Genomic DNA, 19016 nt, shown 5'->3' with positions numbered 1-19016 from the left:
GATTATAGTAATTGAATATCCAGCAATGCAGCTTCGGCTTTTCGAAGTGCTAAAGTGGATTCTTCCAGTCTGAATGCCATAGGGCCATTCAAAGGAGCAACGTGTTGCAAGGTGATTTTTTTTCCTGGAAGAAAGCCCAGTTCCATTAAGTTGATTTTCAAAGGGGAGTCTAAAACATCCTTGATAACGGCACTTTTGGAAACGGGTAGTTGGTCAGCTGTCATGTACTAAATGTCGGAGTCCTTTGTAAAGAGTTGCAAAAATAACTTATTTGGAATGAATCTAAAGAAAAAGGGAGAAGATTTTTGCCAGTTTTTAGATAGATGGTCATGAACGAATACTTAGGATTTCATTTGGTAAGTTAAATTCCAGGCCACCTTCCATCATAATTCTTAGACTGAATTCAAGTTGGATTTCTTTACCAGGGTCTTTAATCCAAATTAGTTTGAATAAATCATCCCGAAAAACTGTTAAACCGTTTTCCAGAAACTGATTGATAGGTCGTGTTGTGTTGTTGAAAAAATAATTCATTTGAAAGTAATTACTGATGTCTTGTCCAACTTTGATGACTTCACCGTTTCCCAAGATGACTTCTCTGGTATTGATGATCTGAACTCCAATCATTTTCTCGGCAGATTTTGGTAAAGGTGGGCTACAGGCCATTGCCGTCCCTAAAGTAAAGTAGGAGGGATTGGACTCCAAGTATGCAAGTGTCTGTGTTTCTTTTATTCGGAATGATTTCGTAATGGTTGAATATGGAAGCACGGTACTGGGGCTTACCTGCTGGCCATCTGTGGTGAGGGAGAGGGTTTCAAAGGATAAAATCCTAAAATCCTTGATGGCAAAAACCGGTCCGCAGCCGCAAGAGTCATTACAGAAATTGGTACAACTCATAGGTAAAATTGCCAATGAGGAGAAAATTAAAAAAGTGAGTAAAGTAACTTTACCGGCGTTTTTCATTTTTTGAGAGGTGCTATGATCTTTAAACTCAAGTATCCATGAAAAGTTAGGAATAAAAAAGCCCATATCCAGAAAATATAGGCTTTAGGCTTGTTGGTGGTTGATTTTAGGCTTTTCCTCTCAGCATCAAGTTCCAATACATTAAAGGCAGTCCATATTTTTTCAAAAGCCACATACTATACTGTTCCTTCGATGTATCCACAAATTTTGAGATTAATGGATCACTGTCTCTTACATTATCATATTTGAATTCAGCCAAAACCATTTTACTATATCCTGTGACCAATGGACAGGAAGAATATCCAGAATAAGCCTCTTCTCCAACTTTATTTTCCCGAATCAATTGCAGTAAATTTCCCACTAGTACGGGAGCTTGTTTTCTGATTGCAGCACCGGTCTTTGCAGTAGGAAGATGTGCGACGTCTCCCAAAGCAAAAATATTTGGGAAACGCAGGTGCTGTAGGGTATGGATGTCTACGTCCACCCATCCTTTTCCAGGCCCTTCTTTAAGGGATATGTCACTTTCTTGAATGAACTTGGGAGCAGCCTGCGGTGGTGCTCATAGCCGTCAGGTTAAGGTTTTAAGTATCTCATTTAAGGCTAGTTTTCCTTTTTTCTTTTCTAGGTATAAAATTTTAGGAGCAAATTCTTTGAGTTGATCAAGTAAGGATATCAACTCTTTATGGTTTTTCAAAGCATTGATTAGATGATTTGATATGTTTTGGATCAGCCTGAAGTATTTCCAAACACTGCATAACACCTTGTTCTTTTGTAATACCTGATTTTGTAACCAATTGAAAATATTTAGATTAAGAATAATCCAGATCAACTTTCCATAAAGTTGGCATTCAAACCGATGGATTTTTTTGGTATTAAACTCGTCAATGGTGACCAGCGATTTCCAGGTTTTGAAGATCAGCTCGATTTGCCAACGTAAGGAATATACTTTCCTGATGTCTTTTCCTTTCAGCATCTCAGCGGGAACATTGGTAATCATGATATTTAACCTTGCCCTTGCCTTAAATTTGTCCGAAACCTTGTTTCCCGTAGATTTTGCCTGTTTTGAGGTTTTTCGGAGTCTTTTCTCGTAGGTAGTCTCATCGGCAAGCGAAACCACAATCCGAACAGGAACTCTTTCTTTTTTCCCCAGAAAAACAGACATTTCCAGATATTCCAACTTATTTTTTTTGAGCTTCTTGAGGTAGGAGTTGATCTCCACTGGATCTTTTGAGTCCCGTTCTGAATAAATATTAACCTGTGGTGTCAACCGATTGATAAAGTAGGCTTTGGCTGAGTGAATCTTGGAAAGAAATCCCAGGGTACAATAGCCCATGTCTCTGAGAAAAAGATCATTTTCCTGAATATCATGGGTAAAATCGGCTGAGTCAGACTGATCATTCATCACCCCGGAAGTAAGCCTGAGATCAAGACTCTGCCCACTGAGAAAATCATATTCATATTGGACACTGATCATCGAAGAAGAGTGATGAAGCGCCCCTCCGTACCCTTTGTACTTTGCAGAAAAAGAATCTGGGAGGGCAAATTTGGTGGAATCCTTAATCCGAATCCGGTTGAAATGAGTTTTGAGTGCCTGCTTTTCGCCACTATAGCTGATCTTTTGAGTCAAAAGACAGTCAAGACACTTTTTTAGAAAGTCGACAGCGGGTGAAGTAAACCGGTCATGAAGCGACTGCTTGGTGATGTTAATCCCGAATTCCTGAAATAGAAAGGAAGCCATATCTAGGAGACTGAAATCTTTCCCCCGTTGATAAGAAAACATGAGGCTCAACAGGAAACCGAAACCATCGAGCTTCGATTTCCTGATCGAATAGCCGGTTTCTTTGGCGAATGAATTGATGGATTTGGGGTTGAAATTTAGGAGAAATTTTTCTTTTAAAATCTGGTCTTTTTTCTGTATAAACCATTGATTTTCTATCTTTTAACCCTCAAAAATCCGTATATTAGAAGAAGAAAAAAGGCGGTAGACCGTGATTCCAACCGCCTTTTTAAACTAAAAAAACATTATACAAATATGAGCAAAAGGAAGAAAGATCCCAATGGGGATCTACGCTTTGTTCATAAATAAACTCACCCACAAGGTTTTAGCTTGCTAAACTGACGGCTATGGCGGTGGTGCTAGGTGAAGCATATCAAAGTGAATTTTGATCTCATTATTACCAAGCTGTTCTTCTCCTATTTTCATACCTGATTCATCAAAAGAATGGACAGAATCAGGTTTAATGTATTTAAAATAAATATCCTGATTTTCAGCATCTATTCTTACTGGAGCATAAAAGGGCTTGAATATTATATCTCTATCCTTGATGATTTTGTTGAGTGTTTTTGCAAAATCCGGGACCCCAAATATCACGGTTCCGGGGGTAGCAAAAATCACGTTGGTTTTTTCTCTGACTCCAGCTTTTCTAAAAAATTCTTCAGCCAAATACATAATCTTTTGAGGCGCTCCTCCGCACTTGATTGGTGTTGTAGGTTGGGTGAAAACAGCATTGCCTCCCTTGAAATTCTTTAATACTTCCCAGGTATGTTCGGGGTCTGTGTAATTGCTACAAACAACCTTTTTATCCATTGCTTCGCTTAGCCCAGGCAATAATTCCGGTGCCATTACCAAACCCGGAGCTACTACCAAATAATCATAAGAAACATCCCCTGATTTTTCAGTTGAAACCTTATTCTGTTTAGGATCTATGGCTGAGGCCTTGTCTTTAATCCATTCCACTCCTTTGGGGATGTAGTCGACCTCCTCTCTTTCGGTATCTTTAAAATCAAAAGTACCAGCGCCTACAAGTGTCCAAGCTGGCTGGTAATAGTGTTTTTCGGAAGGTTCAATGATGGCTATTGCCAGATTTTTATCCTTACGTTTTAACTGGGCAGCAACTGTAATTCCGGCGGTACCTCCACCGATGATTACTATTTGATAATGTTTCATGATTCGGTTGTTTGACTGATAGAAAGGTATTTAAAATCAAAAGGCATTTTAGTGACTTTCATCACCTTTGCTGGGAAAGATGAGATATATCACCTTTCTGATTCAGTATTATTTTAAAAGTACGATTACTGCATTGTGACAATTATCACTAACTTCCATTTCAGTCAAGACTAGTTTCGTTTTTTTATAATTATGACAGTAGAAGAACTCAAATCAGCACTTCCAAATTTCACAGATCCAAGGCTTTTAGAAATCCTTTTGGACAAAGGTCAAATCATGCGTCTTGAGCCGGGAAAGGTTTTGATGGAGCCAGGGAAATTTATCAAAATGGTCCCGATTGTCTTGAATGGATCCATTAAGGTTTCCAGGATGGATGAAGATGGGAAAGAATTGTTTTTATACTACTTGGATGCAGGGGAGACTTGTGCTTTGTCCTTGACTTGCTGCTCCGCCTCCAAACCTAGTGAGATCAAAGCAGTAGTGGAAGAGCCTACAACCATTATAGGGATTCCAATTACAGTTCATGAACAGCTTTCTGATGAATTTAAGCAATGGAAGGATTTTGTCTCATCCACTTATCAAAGTAGGTTTCAGGAAATGTTAATAGCATTAGATGCAGTAGCTTTTAAAAGAATGGATGAGCGTTTGATGCGATATATTGTCACCAAAATGAAACAATATAAAACCAATGAGCTTCAAACTACCCATCAGGATATTGCCACAGAATTAGGCACTTCCCGAGAAGTGATTTCCAGACTTTTAAAACAATTGGAAAAGAAAAAATGGATAGAATTGGGTAGAAATATGATTTATATTCGAGATGATTTCGAAGAATTGATTTCCAAATGATCAAAGCATAACCAGAAGCGGCACATGCGTATGATAAGCCATTTCCAATGATCTACTTTTTCCGGTAACTTGCTCCCAAAGGCTTTTATGTTGATGGCACATGGCTAAAATTGAATCAGTCTTATCATCAAAATATTGGTCTAATCCTTTGATTAATTCTTTGCTTTTAATGGTGATTAGTGTAGACTTTAAATCTGGAAATTCTTCTTTTAAAAATACCTGTAAGCCCTTTTCGGCTAGTTTTTCCCGAAAATCATCACTTTTCTCAAAATGTAGGATTTCAAGAGATAATTCCCATTTTTTTGCAAGTCCAACTACCTTATGAATATATTCTTCTTCATGATTGGAGATTTCCAAGGCCAAAGTAATTTTTGTAATTGAAGAGGTTTTTCCTTCTGAAGGGATTAACAATACAGGTGTCCTAGCTTCTTTAATTACCTCTACAGCTGTTGAACCCACCAATACTTTTTTGATTCCTGAGACACCATGGGTTCCCATTATGATCATATCAACATCTTCTTCTTCAGCAATCCGAGCAATACTAATGGAAGCAGTTCCTTCCTTAATGATTGACCGATAATTGATTGAATCAAGCTCATGATTCTTTTTAAGCTTGGAAATCATTTCGCGCGCATCTTTATGCATATTGTCCAAAGCTATAGCTGCTTGGGAGGCAAAATCATAGACGACTTCTACCACATGAAGTAGAATGATCTCATTTTCGCCTTTTTTGCACAAGCCTTTGGCGAATTCTAAAGCCTTCACCGAGTTGTCTGAGAAATCTAAAGGAATAAGGATTTTCATGCCGATTTGAATTAAACTTCTCTAATTTAACCTTAAGATTCAGCTTATACTATGATAAAAATCAATCTGAATTCAGATTTAACTACACTGGTATAATATCTTGCTGGGCTCCCTTGGTATTTATGTAATTTTGGATGTAACATTTGTCACTGCTTAAGCCTATCACACACATGTACTTTTGTACAGGTTATTTAAAATCAAAAAAACTATGGATTTGATAGTCCTTTTAGGATATGCAGCTGCAATAATTATTGGTGTAAGCTTGGGTTTGATAGGTGGAGGAGGATCAATTTTAACAGTTCCTGTACTGGTTTATATTTTAAATGTAGATCCGGTTCTGGCTACAGCATATTCATTATTTGTTGTGGGAGCTACATCTTTAGTTGGAGCAGGCAATTATATGAAACATGGACTAGTTGATTATAAAACTGCCATTGTATTTGCCATACCTTCATTTATCGCAGTATTTCTTACCCGAAAATTTTTGGTGCCCTGGCTTCCTGATCCTCTGTTTTCTATAGGAGAATTGGCGATCACAAAAAGTGTAGGCATTATGGTTTTCTTCGCAATAATTATGCTGGCGGCTTCATATTCCATGATTAAGAACAATCACTCAGAGGATGTTAGCGAGGAAGGGGAAGTTAAGTTTAACATTCCTTTGATAGCGGTGGAAGGTTCAGTGGTAGGAGTCATTACGGGAATAGTGGGAGCAGGCGGAGGATTTTTGATCATTCCAGCTTTAGTCTTATTAGCCAAACTTCCCATGAAACTTGCAGTCGGTACTTCTTTGTTAATTATAGCAGCAAAATCATTAATTGGATTTTTGGGTGATTTGGGAAATCAAACAATCGATTGGAATATGCTCTTGATTTTCTCTGGACTATCAGTGGTGGGTATTTTCATAGGTAGTGCACTTTCAAAGAAAATCAATGAAAAAGCACTTAAAAAAGGATTTGGCTGGTTTGTCTTGATCATGGGTATTTATATTATTGGGAAAGAATTAGCAGGGATTTAAGTTGGAAAAGTATTTCAAAATCTTTCTGGATGGTTATTATGGGTACTGGAACTACCTTCAATCAGAAATATTGTATCCATCTTGGCACAACTATTTTTATTGGCTGATAGGCTTGTCCTTATTAGTGTGGATGCTCGAAGTAATTTTTCCATGGAGAAAAGGTCGTCCCTTTTTCCGCAAAGACTTTTGGTTGGATGCATTTTACATGTTCTTCAATTTCTTCCTGTTTTCATTGATTCTCTACAATTCCCTTTCCAATGTATTTGTAGAAGCATTTAATGATTTCTTAGGGCTTTTTGGAATCACGAATTTGGTAGCTATTGAGGTCAATTCCTGGCCAGTTTGGGGTCAGTTCTTACTCTTATTTGTAGTAGCTGATTTTATTCAATGGAATGTACACCGAATGCTTCATCGGGTTCCATGGTTGTGGGAGTTTCATAAGGTTCACCACTCAGTCGAGCAAATGGGCTTTGCCGCGCACTTAAGATATCACTGGATGGAGACAATTGTCTATAAATCAATGCAGTATATCCCATTGGCGATGATAGGTTTTGGGCTGGCAGATTTCTTTGTCTTGCATATTTTCACTATTGCAATAGGGCATTTAAATCATGCGAATGTCAAAATATCCTATGGTCCACTCAAATATATTTTCAACAATCCCGTGATGCATACCTGGCATCATGCTAAGCATCTTCCTAAAGGAAGCCATGGAGTGAATTACGGGATTTCTCTAAGTCTATGGGATTATTTGTTTGGAACAGCATATATCCCCAATGATGGAGAAAATGAACCATTGGGCTTTGATAAAGTGGAGGAGTTTCCTCATACATTTTGGACACAAATAACATACCCATGGCTTCGAAAGAAAAACAAAAAAGCTTAAACCCATTAAATAGTTGGGCTACAATTATTTTGCTGTGCTTGGTCTTGGGATTGGCACCTTTTACCCCTGAACCACATGTTTGGGGAAAGATCAAGTGGGTATTAGGTGGGGCAGATGGCATGAAATTGATGGATTGGGGAGATTTGGTATTGCATGGTTTTCCCTGGCTTTTATTGGGAAGACTATTTGTTTTAAAAGTTAGGGACATTTATCAGAGGACTGTGACTTCTGGTACTGAAGGAGAGCTAGGGTAGGTCTAATTTTGAGAAAAAAACAAGCTATGTTTGATTTCTTTAAAACAAAACCTAAAAACTACGAGGATATACCTTCAGGTGTATTTCACGAATTGATGTTGAATCCTTCAACTGTAATATTGGATGTAAGGACTTCCGGCGAAAATCAATCAGGGAAAATTAGAAATTCAAAAAATCTGGACATCATGTCTCGGGATTTTAAATTGAAAATAAATGAGCTGCCCAAAGACAAAACATACTTGGTGTACTGTAGAAGTGGAAACAGAAGCGCCCAAGCATGTGAGATAATGGCTGAAATGGGCTTTAAAAAACTTAAAAACCTCAGCGGGGGAATTATGAGGTGGCCTTTTGAATTGGTTTAGATAAGTGGGGTAACCCACTTATTTTTTTGAGATTTTATTCATGCTGATGGATCGTTGTAAGTTTGATTTGAAGCGATCCATATCTTCTGGACTTTTTTGAGCGTGCTTTGTTTTTCTGCCTTGAACTCTGGCTCTCCACATTTTGAAACTGCTTCGCTTCATTTCTCTTCTCATTAATTGAATAACCTCGGCCTCTTTTACGCCAAATTGGGATTCAATTGCATCGAATGGGGTCCTGTCCTCCCATGCCATTTCAATGATACGATCAATATCTCTTTCACTTAAATTCTGTAATTTCTTCATATTCTTCAAACCCTTTGAGTCCATTAAGGTTTTTAGAAGGTGGAGAAAATTTCTGTTGTCTGGCTAAAACGAGATTTAAGATTAAAGGACCATCCAGCTTTGGATGCTGCCATTAATCTGGGGCATCCCATTCTATTAGCCTATGTTTTTGAGCCTTCTTTGATTCAAGCTTCTCAAAGTGATCTTCGTCATTGGAGGTTTGTATGGGAATCTCTAGAAGATCTGAATCGGCAGCTTCAACCTTATCAAACTGAGGTTGCTATTTTTCATCAAGAAGTAAATGAAATTTTCAGCCAATTGGAGTTAGGGTTTGAAATCGCTGCCGTATTCTCTCATCAGGAAACAGGAATTCAGATAACTTTTCAGAGAGATTTACAAATAAAATCCTGGCTTCAATCTAGAAATATACCTTGGTATGAGTTCCTTCAACAAGGAGTTAGAAGGGGTAGAAAATCAAGAGCTAATTGGAGAAAGGAATGGTTTTCCTATGTGGCAGCCACACAAGTAGACCCGAAATTAAATCAAGCAAGATTTCTCTCTAACACGGAAATAGAACAAATTCTAAAAAGTAATTTGAATATTCCTGAGGATTGGAAAAAACCTAATCCATTGATGCAGAAAGGAGGGGAGACTATTGGGCACAAATACCTAAAAAGCTTTGTAGAAGATAGAGTTTCCAATTACAGCAGGAATATTTCAAAGCCTGAAAGAAGTAGAAGGAGCTGTGGAAGAGTTTCGCCTTATTTAGCTTGGGGATGCTTATCGATCCGGCAAGTTTTTCAGGCTTCGGAAATTAAAAAGAAGGAAAAATTTCAGGTTAGAAACTTCACCAATTTTCAATCCCGACTAAGATGGCATTGTCATTTTATCCAAAAATTTGAGATGGAATGCCGAATGGAGTCTGAACCTATTAATAGGGGGTTTTTAAAAGTTGAATACAAAAAAAATCCAGCCTTTATTCAGGCTTGGAAGGAAGGAAATACCGGCATTCCATTGATAGATGCCTGTATGAGATGTTTGATTCAAACAGGTTATTTGAATTTTAGAATGAGAGCTATGCTGGTTTCATTTCTTACCCATCATTTAGGGCAAAATTGGAAAGATGGCTCAGATCATTTGGGGAGACAGTTTTTAGACTTTGAGCCTGGTATACATTATCCTCAGCTACAGATGCAGGCGGGAGTGACAGGAATCAATACAGTGAGAATCTATAATCCTATCAAACAATCCAAAGATCATGATCCTGAAGGGGAGTTTATTAAAAAATGGGTACCGGAATTAAGCCAAATTCCATCTGCTTTGGTCCATGAACCATGGAAAATCAGTCCTTTAGAGCAGGAAGATTTAGACTTTCACTTGGGAAAAGACTATTTATTTCCAATAGTGGATCCCGAAAAAGCAGGAGCAGAGGCCAGAAAGAGAATATGGGCAGCGCAAAAAGATCCAGCGGTCCTCAAGGAATCAGAACGAATAGTGGAGCAACATACTTTACCAAACAGATGGGCATGAAAAAACAGCATTTACCTTCCAAAATATGTCCGGTTTGCCAAAGACCCTTTTCTTGGAGAAAGAAATGGGAAAAGAACTGGGAAGAAGTCAAATATTGCTCTAAACGATGTTCTGGAGATGCTAAAAAAAGCAGGCATTAATCTCGGTAAACCATTACAAACCAGGTAAGCCAAATAGTCAAAGGAACAAAATAGGACACCACAACAGCTAAAATAGATTCTTTGATACTTCTATTGCTGATCATATGAAATCCCATGACCCAAAGAACTCCATATCCTAATTCGAATAAGTTGAGAGTACCAAGGGGATAATACCACCTTGGATTTAAATTATCAAAACCGATAAATGATAAGAGGGAAAGGGGCCTGTATTCCAGGATTTCCTGGTAAGTGCTCGCTGAATGCGGGTTGATATAAACCAGGAACCTTATCAACTCTGGAAATAAAAATATCCCCTCTGTCACCAAAGCAAATTTCCAGAGTTCTTTGTAAGGGATTTTATAACCCAGAAAAAAAGCGCCCAACCAAAAAAGAAAGGCTATTACCGTAAACTTCCATAGAAGGGCAAATGGTGTCCAAACATATTCCAACGTATTGAAAATATGAAATATCATAAAATCACCTCTCGCGTCTAAATTCTCCGAATCGGGAATTGCTTCCAATATAATGGTGTTAGAAAGGTATCGGATGAGAATAAAGAGTAAAACCAAAAGAAAAAAATAAAGCCTTTTATCAAAATCTAAATAGTCAGAAAGACGTTGTGCTAATGGAGAGCGTTCTTTAGGCATATTTCGAGGTTAAGTTTGCTTAAATCTAATTGATTGTCTGAGATAAGACCTAATTTTGCGCGCTGAAGGAGAAAAATCTATGTTAAAGAAGTTTATTTTAAGTTTTACATTCATTTTTTGCTGCTTAGCAGGAAGCATGGTGAAGGCTCAATCTGCGCCTTCGGATAGCTTATTTGTTAAAGCCTCTCCTTATCTATTGCTGGATCGTGGTTTACAATACAGGATTACCAAGTCAATCAACAGCATGTATAATTTTGATTTTGATGTGGCTGAAAGAGACTTCAAAGTAATTGCTTATCAATACCCTGATCATCCATTACCTGATTTTTTGATGGCATTGAGTTACTGGTGGAGGATAGAAGTAGATGTGACCAATGAAAAATACGATAAGATATTTTTGGCCTACATTGATCGGGCAAATGAGAAGGCTGAAAAGCTCTATGACGAAGATAAAACCAACAAGGAAGCGGCATTTTTCTTAGCTGCAGGATATGGATTCCAAGGAAGGCTTTTATCAGAAAGAAAAAGCTGGACGCGTGCAGCTTGGGCGGGAAGAAATGCATTGAAATACATGGAATTAAGCAGAGGAGAGGAAGAGTTTAATCCTGAGCTTCTTCTGGGGGATGCTCTTTTTAATTACTTCTCTGTTTGGATTCCGGAAAATTATCCGCTTTTGAAACCAATTTTAGCCTTATTTCCTAAAGGCAACAAGCAGCTTGGCTTGAAGCAGCTGGAACAAGTGGCTGAGAATGCCTTTTACACCAGAATTGAGGCTATGTATTTTTTATTTAGGCTCTATGCTTCTGAAGAAAAGAAACCTTATGAGGCCCTCAGAATTTCAGAATATCTTAATGAAAAATTCCCAAACAACCCATATTTCCATAGATCCTATGCAAGGCATTTATATACCGTTGGAAGGTGGACTGAGTCATTGAGAGAGTCAGAAGAGATTCTGAGAAGAATTGATGCGAAGCAAACGGGGTATGAATCAAATAGTGGTCGCTATGCAGCTTTCTATATAGCTCAGTACTATGATAGAATCGAGAATAGACCGGAAGCCAAAAAATATTATCTCAAAACTCTTTCTTATGGTGAGGAGTCAGAATCCCAGGAAAGTGGGTATTATTTACACTCTTTGGTAGAGTTGGGGAAAATTGCACTGGTAGAGAAAAACAAAGCACTTGCAAAAGAATATTTCAAAAAAGTAAAGAAATACGCAAAGCGAAAACACCCCGCTCATCAGGCTGCAAGGGATTTTATCAAAAAGAATAAACTTTAATCAAAAAGTTTGCGTTTTTAGCACTTACTGCAAGAGATAATTTGAATTTTTCCAAGAGAAGGAGGATTTTTAGAAGGAATCTTTGCTAAAATCCCCACTATCCTAAAGAAAATTTCGAATTAGGTCGATATAAAAACGGATAATAGTTTTAAAATTTTCCTTAATTATTATAAATTTGCACAGCATAAAATTTTGTAAAAACAAGAAATCATGGATAATAGCGTAAGAATAAAATTCGATAAAATTGATCGCAGGATTCTAGAAATCCTTCAGGGAAACGCAAAGATCACTAACGCTCAACTTTCAAAAGATATCGGACTTTCTCCTGCTCCAACCTTGGAGCGAGTGAAAAAACTTGAGCAGTCTGGTATCATTAAAAGTTACCATGCGAAATTAGACCCAGAAAAAATTGGCCTTGGGGTAAGTACATTTGTTTTGGTATCTCTTATTGGTCACAACAAAGGTAATATCGATGCATTCATGAAGGAAATCAACGGAATTCCTGAGGTAATTGAATGTCACCACATTACAGGTACAGGTGATTTTATTCTTAAAATCATTGCAAAAGATATCACTGCTTATCAGAAGTTGATGTTGGAAAAAGTTTCTGAAATTAAAGAAGTGGACTCCATGCAATCCATGGTAATTTTGTCCACATTTAAAGACTCAAAGGTATTGCCTATCCCTGCCTAATTATTAGAATAGAATAGAATTTAGGGTGGCAATTGCCACCCTTTTTTTTTGAAGCTATGGAACATAATCCTTGGAAAACCCTAAAAATTAAACCCATTTACAACAATCCTTGGATAAGACTCGAAGAACACGATGTCTTAAATCCCGCAGGAAAGGAGGGGATCTACGGTAAAGTGCATTTTAAAAATAAAGCTATGGGTATTATACCGGTAGATAAAAATGGTAACACTTGGCTGGTGGGGCAATACCGGTATACTTTGAAGGAATATTCCTGGGAAATTCCCATGGGCGGGGGTCCTATTGGTCAGGACCTTTTGGAATCTGCCAAGCGCGAATTAAAAGAAGAAACTGGCTTAGTTGCCGAAAAATGGACTGAGCTTCTCAGAATACATACTTCCAATTCAGTTACAGACGAGGAGGGCTTTGTTTATCTGGCTGAAGATTTAACTCAACTTGATACGGAGTTCGAAGAGACTGAAGTATTACAAATCAAAAAGCTTCCACTTCAGGAAGCCGTTACTATGGTTATGAATGGGGAAATTACTGATGCAATCAGTATTGCCGGAATTCTAAAAGCTGCCCGAGTTTTGGGTTTGTGATATGACAATCAAAGATCATTTTAAAATCACTTCCAAATTAGCTTATCCAGTTGTCTTGAGTCAATTAGGGCAAGTGATGGTTGGAGTGGCAGACAGTATGATGGTGGGGCAATTGGGTGCCGTACCTTTGGCTGCTGCCTCCCTGGCGAATTCTATATTTTTCGTATTACTCATGTTTGGAATGGGAGTATCCATGGGAATTACCCCTTTGGTTTCTATTGCAGAGGGTAAAGGGAAATCAATTCGTATCGGACGTTTATTTCAGCATGGATTGTGGATCAATCTTTCTACAGCATTGGTTTTAACCATCATTATATTGGGTCTCTCACAAGGGCTTTCCCATCTCAATCAACCTGAAATTGTGGTTAAAGAGGCAATACCTTACCTTTTTATCATCACTGCTTCTCTTTTTCCATTTATGATTTTTCAGACCTTCAAGCAGTTTGCCGAGGGTCTTTCTCAAACGAGACAGGCTATGTACGTGACCATTTTTTGCAACTTGGTCAATGTGTTTTTAAACTGGGTTCTCATTTTTGGTAAACTGGGAGCTCCGGAAATGGGCTTGATCGGAGCTGGGTTGGCTACCTTGATTTCCAGAATTTTGATGCCGATAATGATAGGTTGGTATGTGATGAAGTCTTCTAGGTATAAAAATTTTCAGTTGACTCTAGGATTGACAAAAATGAGTTTTCCCATGATCAACAGAATATTGAAAATAGGGATACCCACTGGTTTTCAATATATTTTTGAAGTTAGTGCCTTTGGATCTGCAGCAATTATGATGGGTTGGATAGGCGTAAACGCCCTTGCAGGACATCAAATAGCTTTAAACTTAGCTTCGATCAGTTACATGATGGCTGCTGGATTAAGCACTGCTGGGATGATCCGTGTAAGTAATCAGATTGGTAAGAATAATTTCAAAGCAATGCGAGAAGCAGGTATGGTAGTGTTTGCCATGGTGCTGATTTTTATGGCCGTTACGGCAGTTATTTTTATTGCTGGCAGAAACTTCCTGCCTACTTTCTATATAGATGATCCTGAGGTTATAGCTACTTCAGCTACTTTGTTAATCATAGCTGGAATGTTTCAATTATCGGATGGTGTACAGGTTGCGGGCTTAGGTGTTCTCCGAGGTATGGAGGATGTGAAATTTCCCACAATTATCACCTTAATTGCCTATTGGGTTCTAGGTCTCCCATTGGGGTATTTTCTTGCTTTCGAAATGGGACTGGCAGAAAAAGGGATTTGGTATGGCTTGCTGATCGGCTTGAGTATAACGGCAATAGTTCTTTTTTACCGATTCCATAAATTATCTAGGAAAGCAATTTTGGAAAAAGGAATTAACCCTTGATCAAAAAGTCTTTTTTAAAGGGTTTCTGAATCAATAAAGGAAACTTTATATTCAGGACTTAATTAATATTCTACTGATGAAAAAAATACATTCCCTTACCCTATTACTTTTCTTGTTTAGTCAGTTCACCTTTTCTCAGAAACTTGCTGTTTTAACTCAACGCGAACAGGCCGAATTGATTGACTCTTGGTTGGATGTCAGGATCAACTCCCTATTGCCTCAATTGATGACAGAGACTGGGGTGGATATGTGGATCGTGATCTCCAGAGAGTACAATGAGGACCCGGTTATACGAACTATGCTTCCTGCCACCTGGATGGCCGCTAGAAGACGAACTATATTGGTTATGTATCAGCCTAAGCCAAATTCTCCAGTGGAAACTTACGCAATTGCCAGATATGATGTGGGAAAGGCATTCAAAAGAGCTTGGAATCCTGAACAGCAGCCAGATCAGTGGAAAGCATTAATTAACTTGGTAGCAAGTAAGAACCCTCAAAAAATTGGTTTGAATTATGCGAAAGATTATGGTCATGCTGATGGCTTGACTTATTCAGAACATCAGGCTTTCGTCAATCAATTACCCAATGCTTTGAAATCAAAAGTTGTATCTGCCCAAACATTGGCAGTAAGATGGTTGGAAACCCGAACTGAACAAGAAATGTCTACCTATAGACATGTGCAGCAATTGGCTCATGATATAATCCAGGAAGGATTATCTGAAAAAGTGATCACTCCCGGAAAGACAACAACTGAAGACGTTGTATGGTGGTATAGAGAAAAGATTAAAGAAATGAAGTTGGATACATGGTTTCATCCAACTGTAGATATTCAGCGTCCTGACCCTTCTTCCAATGAAGCAAACAGGTCTTTTGCAGTTCGGCCCTCTGAGATGACCATTATGCCGGGAGATTTACTTCATATTGACTTTGGAATAACTTACCTCAGGTTAAATACTGACACTCAGGAATTGGCCTATGTCCTTAAGCCAGGGGAAACAGAAGTTCCAGTCTTCCTTCAGCAAGCATTCGAAGTAGGAAATAGACTACAGGATATTCTAACGGAAAACTATGTAGCTGGCCGTACAGGAAATGAAATTCTTAGGGCATCCAGACAGAAAATGGAATCAGAGGAAATTAGAGGAAGTATTTATACGCATCCATTGGGATTTTATGGACATTCAGCCGGACCAACCATCGGAATGTGGGATAATCAAGGGGATACTCCAGGTGCTGGAGATTTTCCGCTTCATGCCAATACTGGATATGCCATTGAATTGAATGCCGTGGTTTATGTCGAGGAATGGAAAAAAGATGTGAGAATCATGCTGGAAGAAGGAGCGTTTTTCGATGGTGAAAAAGTGACTTATTATAATGGAAGACAGAAAAAGATTCTATCCATCCCACGTATGAGTAATTATTTGGGGAATTGAGATTGATCATGAGAGAAGATGCTGTCTTATAATTCGAATTAATGTCAGCCTGAGTCTTAAATATTCTTTGAACATATAAAAAATGATATGGCAGGGTCATCCAAAATGGATTCGTCTGTAGTCCTTTCGCAAATGATATCCATTTCTTTTAGAAAAAACTATTTTAGTTAGGGCGCGGTGGGCTGACGCAGCAGCGGGCCAGCGTCCGGCCTAGTGCGGTTGGAGCTTTGCTGCGTCTTGAATTTTGGGTTCTTTTGCTTCAAGGCAAAAGAACGAAGAGAAAAAAGAAAATGCTCAATAGAAGCAGAAGGATTTTAAGTTAGCTAAAGCTTACTTTCCATAACAAAGAATTGAATTCCGAAATAAGTGAAATTTCGGAATTTAATTTAAACTGTCATTGGTAGCGCCTGCCTGTATTCTAAGGTTTAAACAAGAAGATTTTCAGTTTTTTTTTCATGCGGCATATTTTAATATGTCTACATAGCTGGAATTTCGATTGACAACGGCAAAAGCCCTTGCGAGAAGTTTGTTTCGGATGATGTTAAGGGTGCTCATCTTGCTTTTACCTTCATCGATTCTTCTCTTGTAATAGGTCTTCATTTCAGTGCTGTATTGGATGGCAGTTCCTGCACATAAAGTCAACAGTGTTTTAATTCTCTTGTTCGCTAACTTGCTCGTTTTCGTCTTTCCTCTAAAAGTACCTGACTGGTTGGGAAACGGTGCTGTTCCTGCATAACTGGCAAACTTTCTCCAGCTATCGAATAGGGTAAACCCTTCTGTTAAGACGATAAGTGCAACAGCTGTCTGTGGGCCTATGCCCTTGATAGAGTTAATCAGCTTATATTGGTTCATTAACAGTTCATCTTTGCGTAAAAGTTTGTCTATTTCTTTCTCCACGGTTTGGATCTGCTTATCCAAACAAGCGATCACTTCGGTATTGGATTTTTGATAGACTTTTAATTTGATTTCTGAAACTACAGCTTCATATTCTTTGATACGGGTGATGTAAGCTGCTCTGTCTTTTACAAGTCGCTCTCTGTAATTAAACAGCTTTTGAGATCCTGGATGACCTTTTTGGGAAGAACAGTGGGGATAATCTTCTCCTGCTTTTCATAAAGATATTCAGCTATGTCTTTAGAGTCTGCCTTGTCTGACTTACCTCTTCTTATTCCCAAGGATCGCTTTAATTCAAGTCCTGAGATGATATAAAATGGTAGGGAGTGCTTTTCAAGAAACAAAGCAAGTTCTGAAGAATAAATCCCAGTGGATTCAAATCCGAAAAGCAGTTCTTCTGCGAGTATTAACCCAGAGTTTTCCATTACCCATTCCACCAGCTCCTGGTAACCTTTCTCATTATTTTCAAAGACTGCGTGGCATTGGTTGATCTTCAGATAGGCATCAAGTGTAGATTTACTTACATCGACTCCAATAATTGATTTGAATTTCATAATTTAGACATTGAAGTTTAACAAATGAGAGTTGCGGAAACTAAAACCTTTAACAGGCCTAAAGCCTAAAATTCTAACTGGTTACTGGCAACTCAATTAAGAATGGGGACTGATACAGGCACTAGGTCACTATCCTAGACGGCAAGAAAGTTCACCCCATTCTTTTTTAATTTATTCAATATTTGAGTCACTTAATAATCGGAAAGATATTAGCTCTTATTTTCCCAAATAATTCTCCTTTGCAAACCTAAAGGACGGTAGGCAGGGAGTCGAAGGCCATTTCTATTGTTTTAAAGGATGTTTCGATCCCGTAAAATTGTAAGTACGCTCAATGTGACAAGATTCACCCTTGAGACAGCCTCTTTTTATGTTTGATACTTTCTTTTTCTAATACTAACCAAGACTAAGAAAGCCAAAAAGGCCATGCCCGCACTGCTGAGGAATACGAGTTGAAAGTTTTCTGCCTTATTGGCATACAAAAAGCCTGAAACGATCGCTCCAATACCGATTCCTGCTTCCAAAAATATATACATGGTCGCTAAAGCCCTACCTCGATAAGCATCCAAGGAAAGATCCACCACCCAGGCAGCCGTGGTAGGACTATACATCCCAACTGCAGACCCAAACAATACCCCCGCAATCATCAGCATGGCTTTCGTTTCTGCAAATGCAATTGTCATCATTGCCATAATCATAAAAATACTGGCTACTCTTAGAACAGGAATTCTTCCATATCGGTCTGAGTTTCTTCCAGCTATCAATCTTATCCCTAAAGAGGAGAGTGTAAATACAGCAAAGAAAAGTCCTTTGTTTTTGATTCCTAAATGCTCCGAGAGATCTGGAATTATGGTAAGCACCACTCCAAAAGAAAAAACAGACAAGAAAAGTATCGCTGACGGCATCAATACCCGCTTTTCTATGATTTCGTCTTTTTTAAGTTTGAATAAATTCAATTTGAGAGGCTCTTTGTTTGGAAGCGTTTCTTTCAGCTTTAATAGAATTAGAATGGAAAAGATTGCAGTAAAGGCAGAAGCATAGAAAAGAATTTCCAACTCCCAAATACTTGCAATCCAACCACCTATGGCCGGGCCTGCAGCCATGCCCAAAGAACCAAAAAGGGATTGAATTCCCATTGCTTCTCCACGTTTTTGGAAAGGAACAATATCGGCTACATAGGCAGAAGTGCCGGTGGGAGTAAATCCAGCTGAGAATCCATGTGCAAATCGCAGGAATAAAAACCCGCCGACAAAACTTAAAATTGGATACAATAAGCCCACAATAAAGCATACTGAAGCACCAAAAATCATCACAGGTATTCTTCCGATTTTATCTGCAAGCTTACCGGAAAAAGGTCTGGAAAGACCAGCAGATAAGGTGAATAATGAGATGATCAAACCTTTGTAATCCTCACCTCCCAATGAACTTAGGTAGGAGGGAAGCTCAGGAATAATCATATTGAAAGAAGAAAAAAACAAAAAGGAGCTCAGGCAGAGCAGGAAAAAATCCAGACTGAAAAAGGATGGGAAGATTTTCATGAAGTT

23 protein-coding genes are annotated in these 19016 nt (G+C 38.4%); 12 read left to right on the top strand and 11 right to left on the bottom strand.

The genetic code is table 11. The features are described 5' to 3' along the window. Positions 1-2: 2 nt before the first annotated feature. The 5 genes from GYM62_RS08145 to GYM62_RS08125 all read right to left on the bottom strand — a co-directional run bounded on the left by GYM62_RS08145 (position 3) and on the right by GYM62_RS08125 (position 3907). Positions 3-224 (bottom strand): FeoA family protein, encoded by a 222-nt coding sequence (locus GYM62_RS08145; protein WP_219959044.1) that lies wholly within the window; start codon positions 222-224, stop codon positions 3-5. A 103-nt stretch (positions 225-327) separates the two neighbouring features. Further along, a complete protein-coding gene (locus GYM62_RS08140; protein ID WP_219959043.1) occupies positions 328-960 on the bottom strand; it encodes a hypothetical protein in 633 nt (210 codons plus the stop codon). A 106-nt stretch (positions 961-1066) separates the two neighbouring features. After that, positions 1067-1444 carry a hypothetical protein gene (locus GYM62_RS08135; protein ID WP_255590629.1) on the bottom strand — a complete coding sequence of 126 codons (378 nt, stop codon included), beginning with the start codon at positions 1442-1444 and terminating at the stop codon, positions 1067-1069. 84 nt (positions 1445-1528) lie between these two features. Further along, the gene (locus tag GYM62_RS08130) at positions 1529-2860 is read right to left on the bottom strand and encodes an IS4 family transposase (protein ID WP_255590684.1); all 1332 of its coding nucleotides are present in this window, start codon (positions 2858-2860) and stop codon (positions 1529-1531) included. A gap of 222 nt (positions 2861-3082) precedes the next feature. Beyond that, positions 3083-3907, bottom strand: a complete 825-nt coding sequence (locus GYM62_RS08125; protein ID WP_219959042.1) for an FAD/NAD(P)-binding oxidoreductase — start codon at positions 3905-3907, stop codon at positions 3083-3085. A gap of 192 nt (positions 3908-4099) precedes the next feature. On the opposite strand from GYM62_RS08125, the gene GYM62_RS08120 reads away from it, so the two are divergent. Beyond that, positions 4100-4756, top strand: coding sequence for a Crp/Fnr family transcriptional regulator (locus tag GYM62_RS08120; protein WP_091650226.1), 657 nt, complete (start codon positions 4100-4102; stop codon positions 4754-4756). On the opposite strand, the gene GYM62_RS08115 is transcribed toward GYM62_RS08120, so the two are convergent. Further along, positions 4757-5560, bottom strand: coding sequence for a universal stress protein (locus GYM62_RS08115; RefSeq protein WP_219959041.1), 804 nt, complete (start codon positions 5558-5560; stop codon positions 4757-4759). Between the two features lie 208 nt (positions 5561-5768). Between GYM62_RS08115 and GYM62_RS08110 the strand changes: the two genes are divergently transcribed. The 4 genes from GYM62_RS08110 to GYM62_RS08095 are packed head-to-tail and all read left to right on the top strand — an operon-like array spanning position 5769 to position 8077. Further along, positions 5769-6575 (top strand): sulfite exporter TauE/SafE family protein, encoded by an 807-nt coding sequence (locus GYM62_RS08110; protein ID WP_219959040.1) that lies wholly within the window; start codon positions 5769-5771, stop codon positions 6573-6575. Position 6576: 1 nt separating this feature from the next. After that, positions 6577-7461 (top strand): sterol desaturase family protein, encoded by an 885-nt coding sequence (locus GYM62_RS08105; RefSeq protein ID WP_219959039.1) that lies wholly within the window; start codon positions 6577-6579, stop codon positions 7459-7461. Then, positions 7431-7715 carry a hypothetical protein gene (locus GYM62_RS08100; protein ID WP_219959038.1) on the top strand — a complete coding sequence of 95 codons (285 nt, stop codon included), beginning with the start codon at positions 7431-7433 and terminating at the stop codon, positions 7713-7715. Before GYM62_RS08105 ends, GYM62_RS08100 begins: the two co-directional genes overlap by 31 nt. 26 nt (positions 7716-7741) lie before the next feature. Next, positions 7742-8077, top strand: a complete 336-nt coding sequence (locus GYM62_RS08095; protein ID WP_219959037.1) for a rhodanese-like domain-containing protein — start codon at positions 7742-7744, stop codon at positions 8075-8077. 18 nt (positions 8078-8095) lie between these two features. On the opposite strand, the gene GYM62_RS08090 is transcribed toward GYM62_RS08095, so the two are convergent. Next, on the bottom strand, positions 8096-8380 hold the full coding sequence (locus tag GYM62_RS08090; protein WP_219959036.1) for a TIGR03643 family protein: 285 nt from the start codon (positions 8378-8380) through the stop codon (positions 8096-8098). A 39-nt stretch (positions 8381-8419) separates the two neighbouring features. On the opposite strand from GYM62_RS08090, the gene GYM62_RS08085 reads away from it, so the two are divergent. After that, the gene (locus GYM62_RS08085) at positions 8420-9889 is read left to right on the top strand and encodes a cryptochrome/deoxyribodipyrimidine photo-lyase family protein (protein WP_219959035.1); all 1470 of its coding nucleotides are present in this window, start codon (positions 8420-8422) and stop codon (positions 9887-9889) included. Then, a complete protein-coding gene (locus GYM62_RS21140; protein ID WP_370627662.1) occupies positions 9805-10029 on the top strand; it encodes a DUF2256 domain-containing protein in 225 nt (74 codons plus the stop codon). Before GYM62_RS08085 ends, GYM62_RS21140 begins: the two co-directional genes overlap by 85 nt. Here GYM62_RS21140 and GYM62_RS08075 read toward each other — a convergent pair. Beyond that, positions 10026-10676: a sulfate ABC transporter permease gene (locus GYM62_RS08075; protein WP_219959034.1), complete on the bottom strand. Its 651-nt coding sequence runs from the start codon at positions 10674-10676 to the stop codon at positions 10026-10028. The genes GYM62_RS21140 and GYM62_RS08075 overlap by 4 nt on opposite strands. A 136-nt stretch (positions 10677-10812) precedes the next feature. On the opposite strand from GYM62_RS08075, the gene GYM62_RS08070 reads away from it, so the two are divergent. The 5 genes from GYM62_RS08070 to GYM62_RS08050 all read left to right on the top strand — a co-directional run bounded on the left by GYM62_RS08070 (position 10813) and on the right by GYM62_RS08050 (position 16027). Continuing rightward, positions 10813-11955 (top strand): tol-pal system protein YbgF, encoded by a 1143-nt coding sequence (locus GYM62_RS08070; RefSeq protein ID WP_255590683.1) that lies wholly within the window; start codon positions 10813-10815, stop codon positions 11953-11955. Between the two features lie 210 nt (positions 11956-12165). Continuing rightward, the gene (locus tag GYM62_RS08065; protein ID WP_091650251.1) at positions 12166-12648 is read left to right on the top strand and encodes an Lrp/AsnC family transcriptional regulator; all 483 of its coding nucleotides are present in this window, start codon (positions 12166-12168) and stop codon (positions 12646-12648) included. Positions 12649-12704: 56 nt separating this feature from the next. Next, positions 12705-13247: an NUDIX hydrolase gene (locus GYM62_RS08060; protein WP_219959032.1), complete on the top strand. Its 543-nt coding sequence runs from the start codon at positions 12705-12707 to the stop codon at positions 13245-13247. Between the two features lies 1 nt (position 13248). Then, positions 13249-14598: an MATE family efflux transporter gene (locus GYM62_RS08055; RefSeq protein ID WP_091650256.1), complete on the top strand. Its 1350-nt coding sequence runs from the start codon at positions 13249-13251 to the stop codon at positions 14596-14598. Between the two features lie 76 nt (positions 14599-14674). Further along, the gene (locus GYM62_RS08050; protein ID WP_219959031.1) at positions 14675-16027 is read left to right on the top strand and encodes a M24 family metallopeptidase; all 1353 of its coding nucleotides are present in this window, start codon (positions 14675-14677) and stop codon (positions 16025-16027) included. 453 nt (positions 16028-16480) lie between these two features. Here the strand turns inward: GYM62_RS08050 and GYM62_RS20985 are convergent, their stop codons facing one another. The 3 genes from GYM62_RS20985 to GYM62_RS08040 form a co-directional block, all read right to left on the bottom strand. Continuing rightward, positions 16481-16957: an IS110 family transposase gene (locus GYM62_RS20985; protein ID WP_255590627.1), complete on the bottom strand. Its 477-nt coding sequence runs from the start codon at positions 16955-16957 to the stop codon at positions 16481-16483. A gap of 92 nt (positions 16958-17049) precedes the next feature. Then, a complete protein-coding gene (locus GYM62_RS20980) occupies positions 17050-17475 on the bottom strand; it encodes a transposase (RefSeq protein ID WP_255590626.1) in 426 nt (141 codons plus the stop codon). 365 nt (positions 17476-17840) lie between these two features. Continuing rightward, entirely contained in the window at positions 17841-19010 is a 1170-nt protein-coding gene (locus GYM62_RS08040) for an MFS transporter (RefSeq protein ID WP_219959030.1), read from the bottom strand. Positions 19011-19016: the final 6 nt, after the last annotated feature.

It is taken from the genome of Algoriphagus sp. NBT04N3 (assembly GCF_019443765.1).
Classification (GTDB): domain Bacteria; phylum Bacteroidota; class Bacteroidia; order Cytophagales; family Cyclobacteriaceae; genus Algoriphagus; species Algoriphagus ornithinivorans.
The sequence above is the reverse complement of the archived record's forward strand: the minus strand, read 5'-3'. Positions and strand labels throughout refer to the sequence as shown.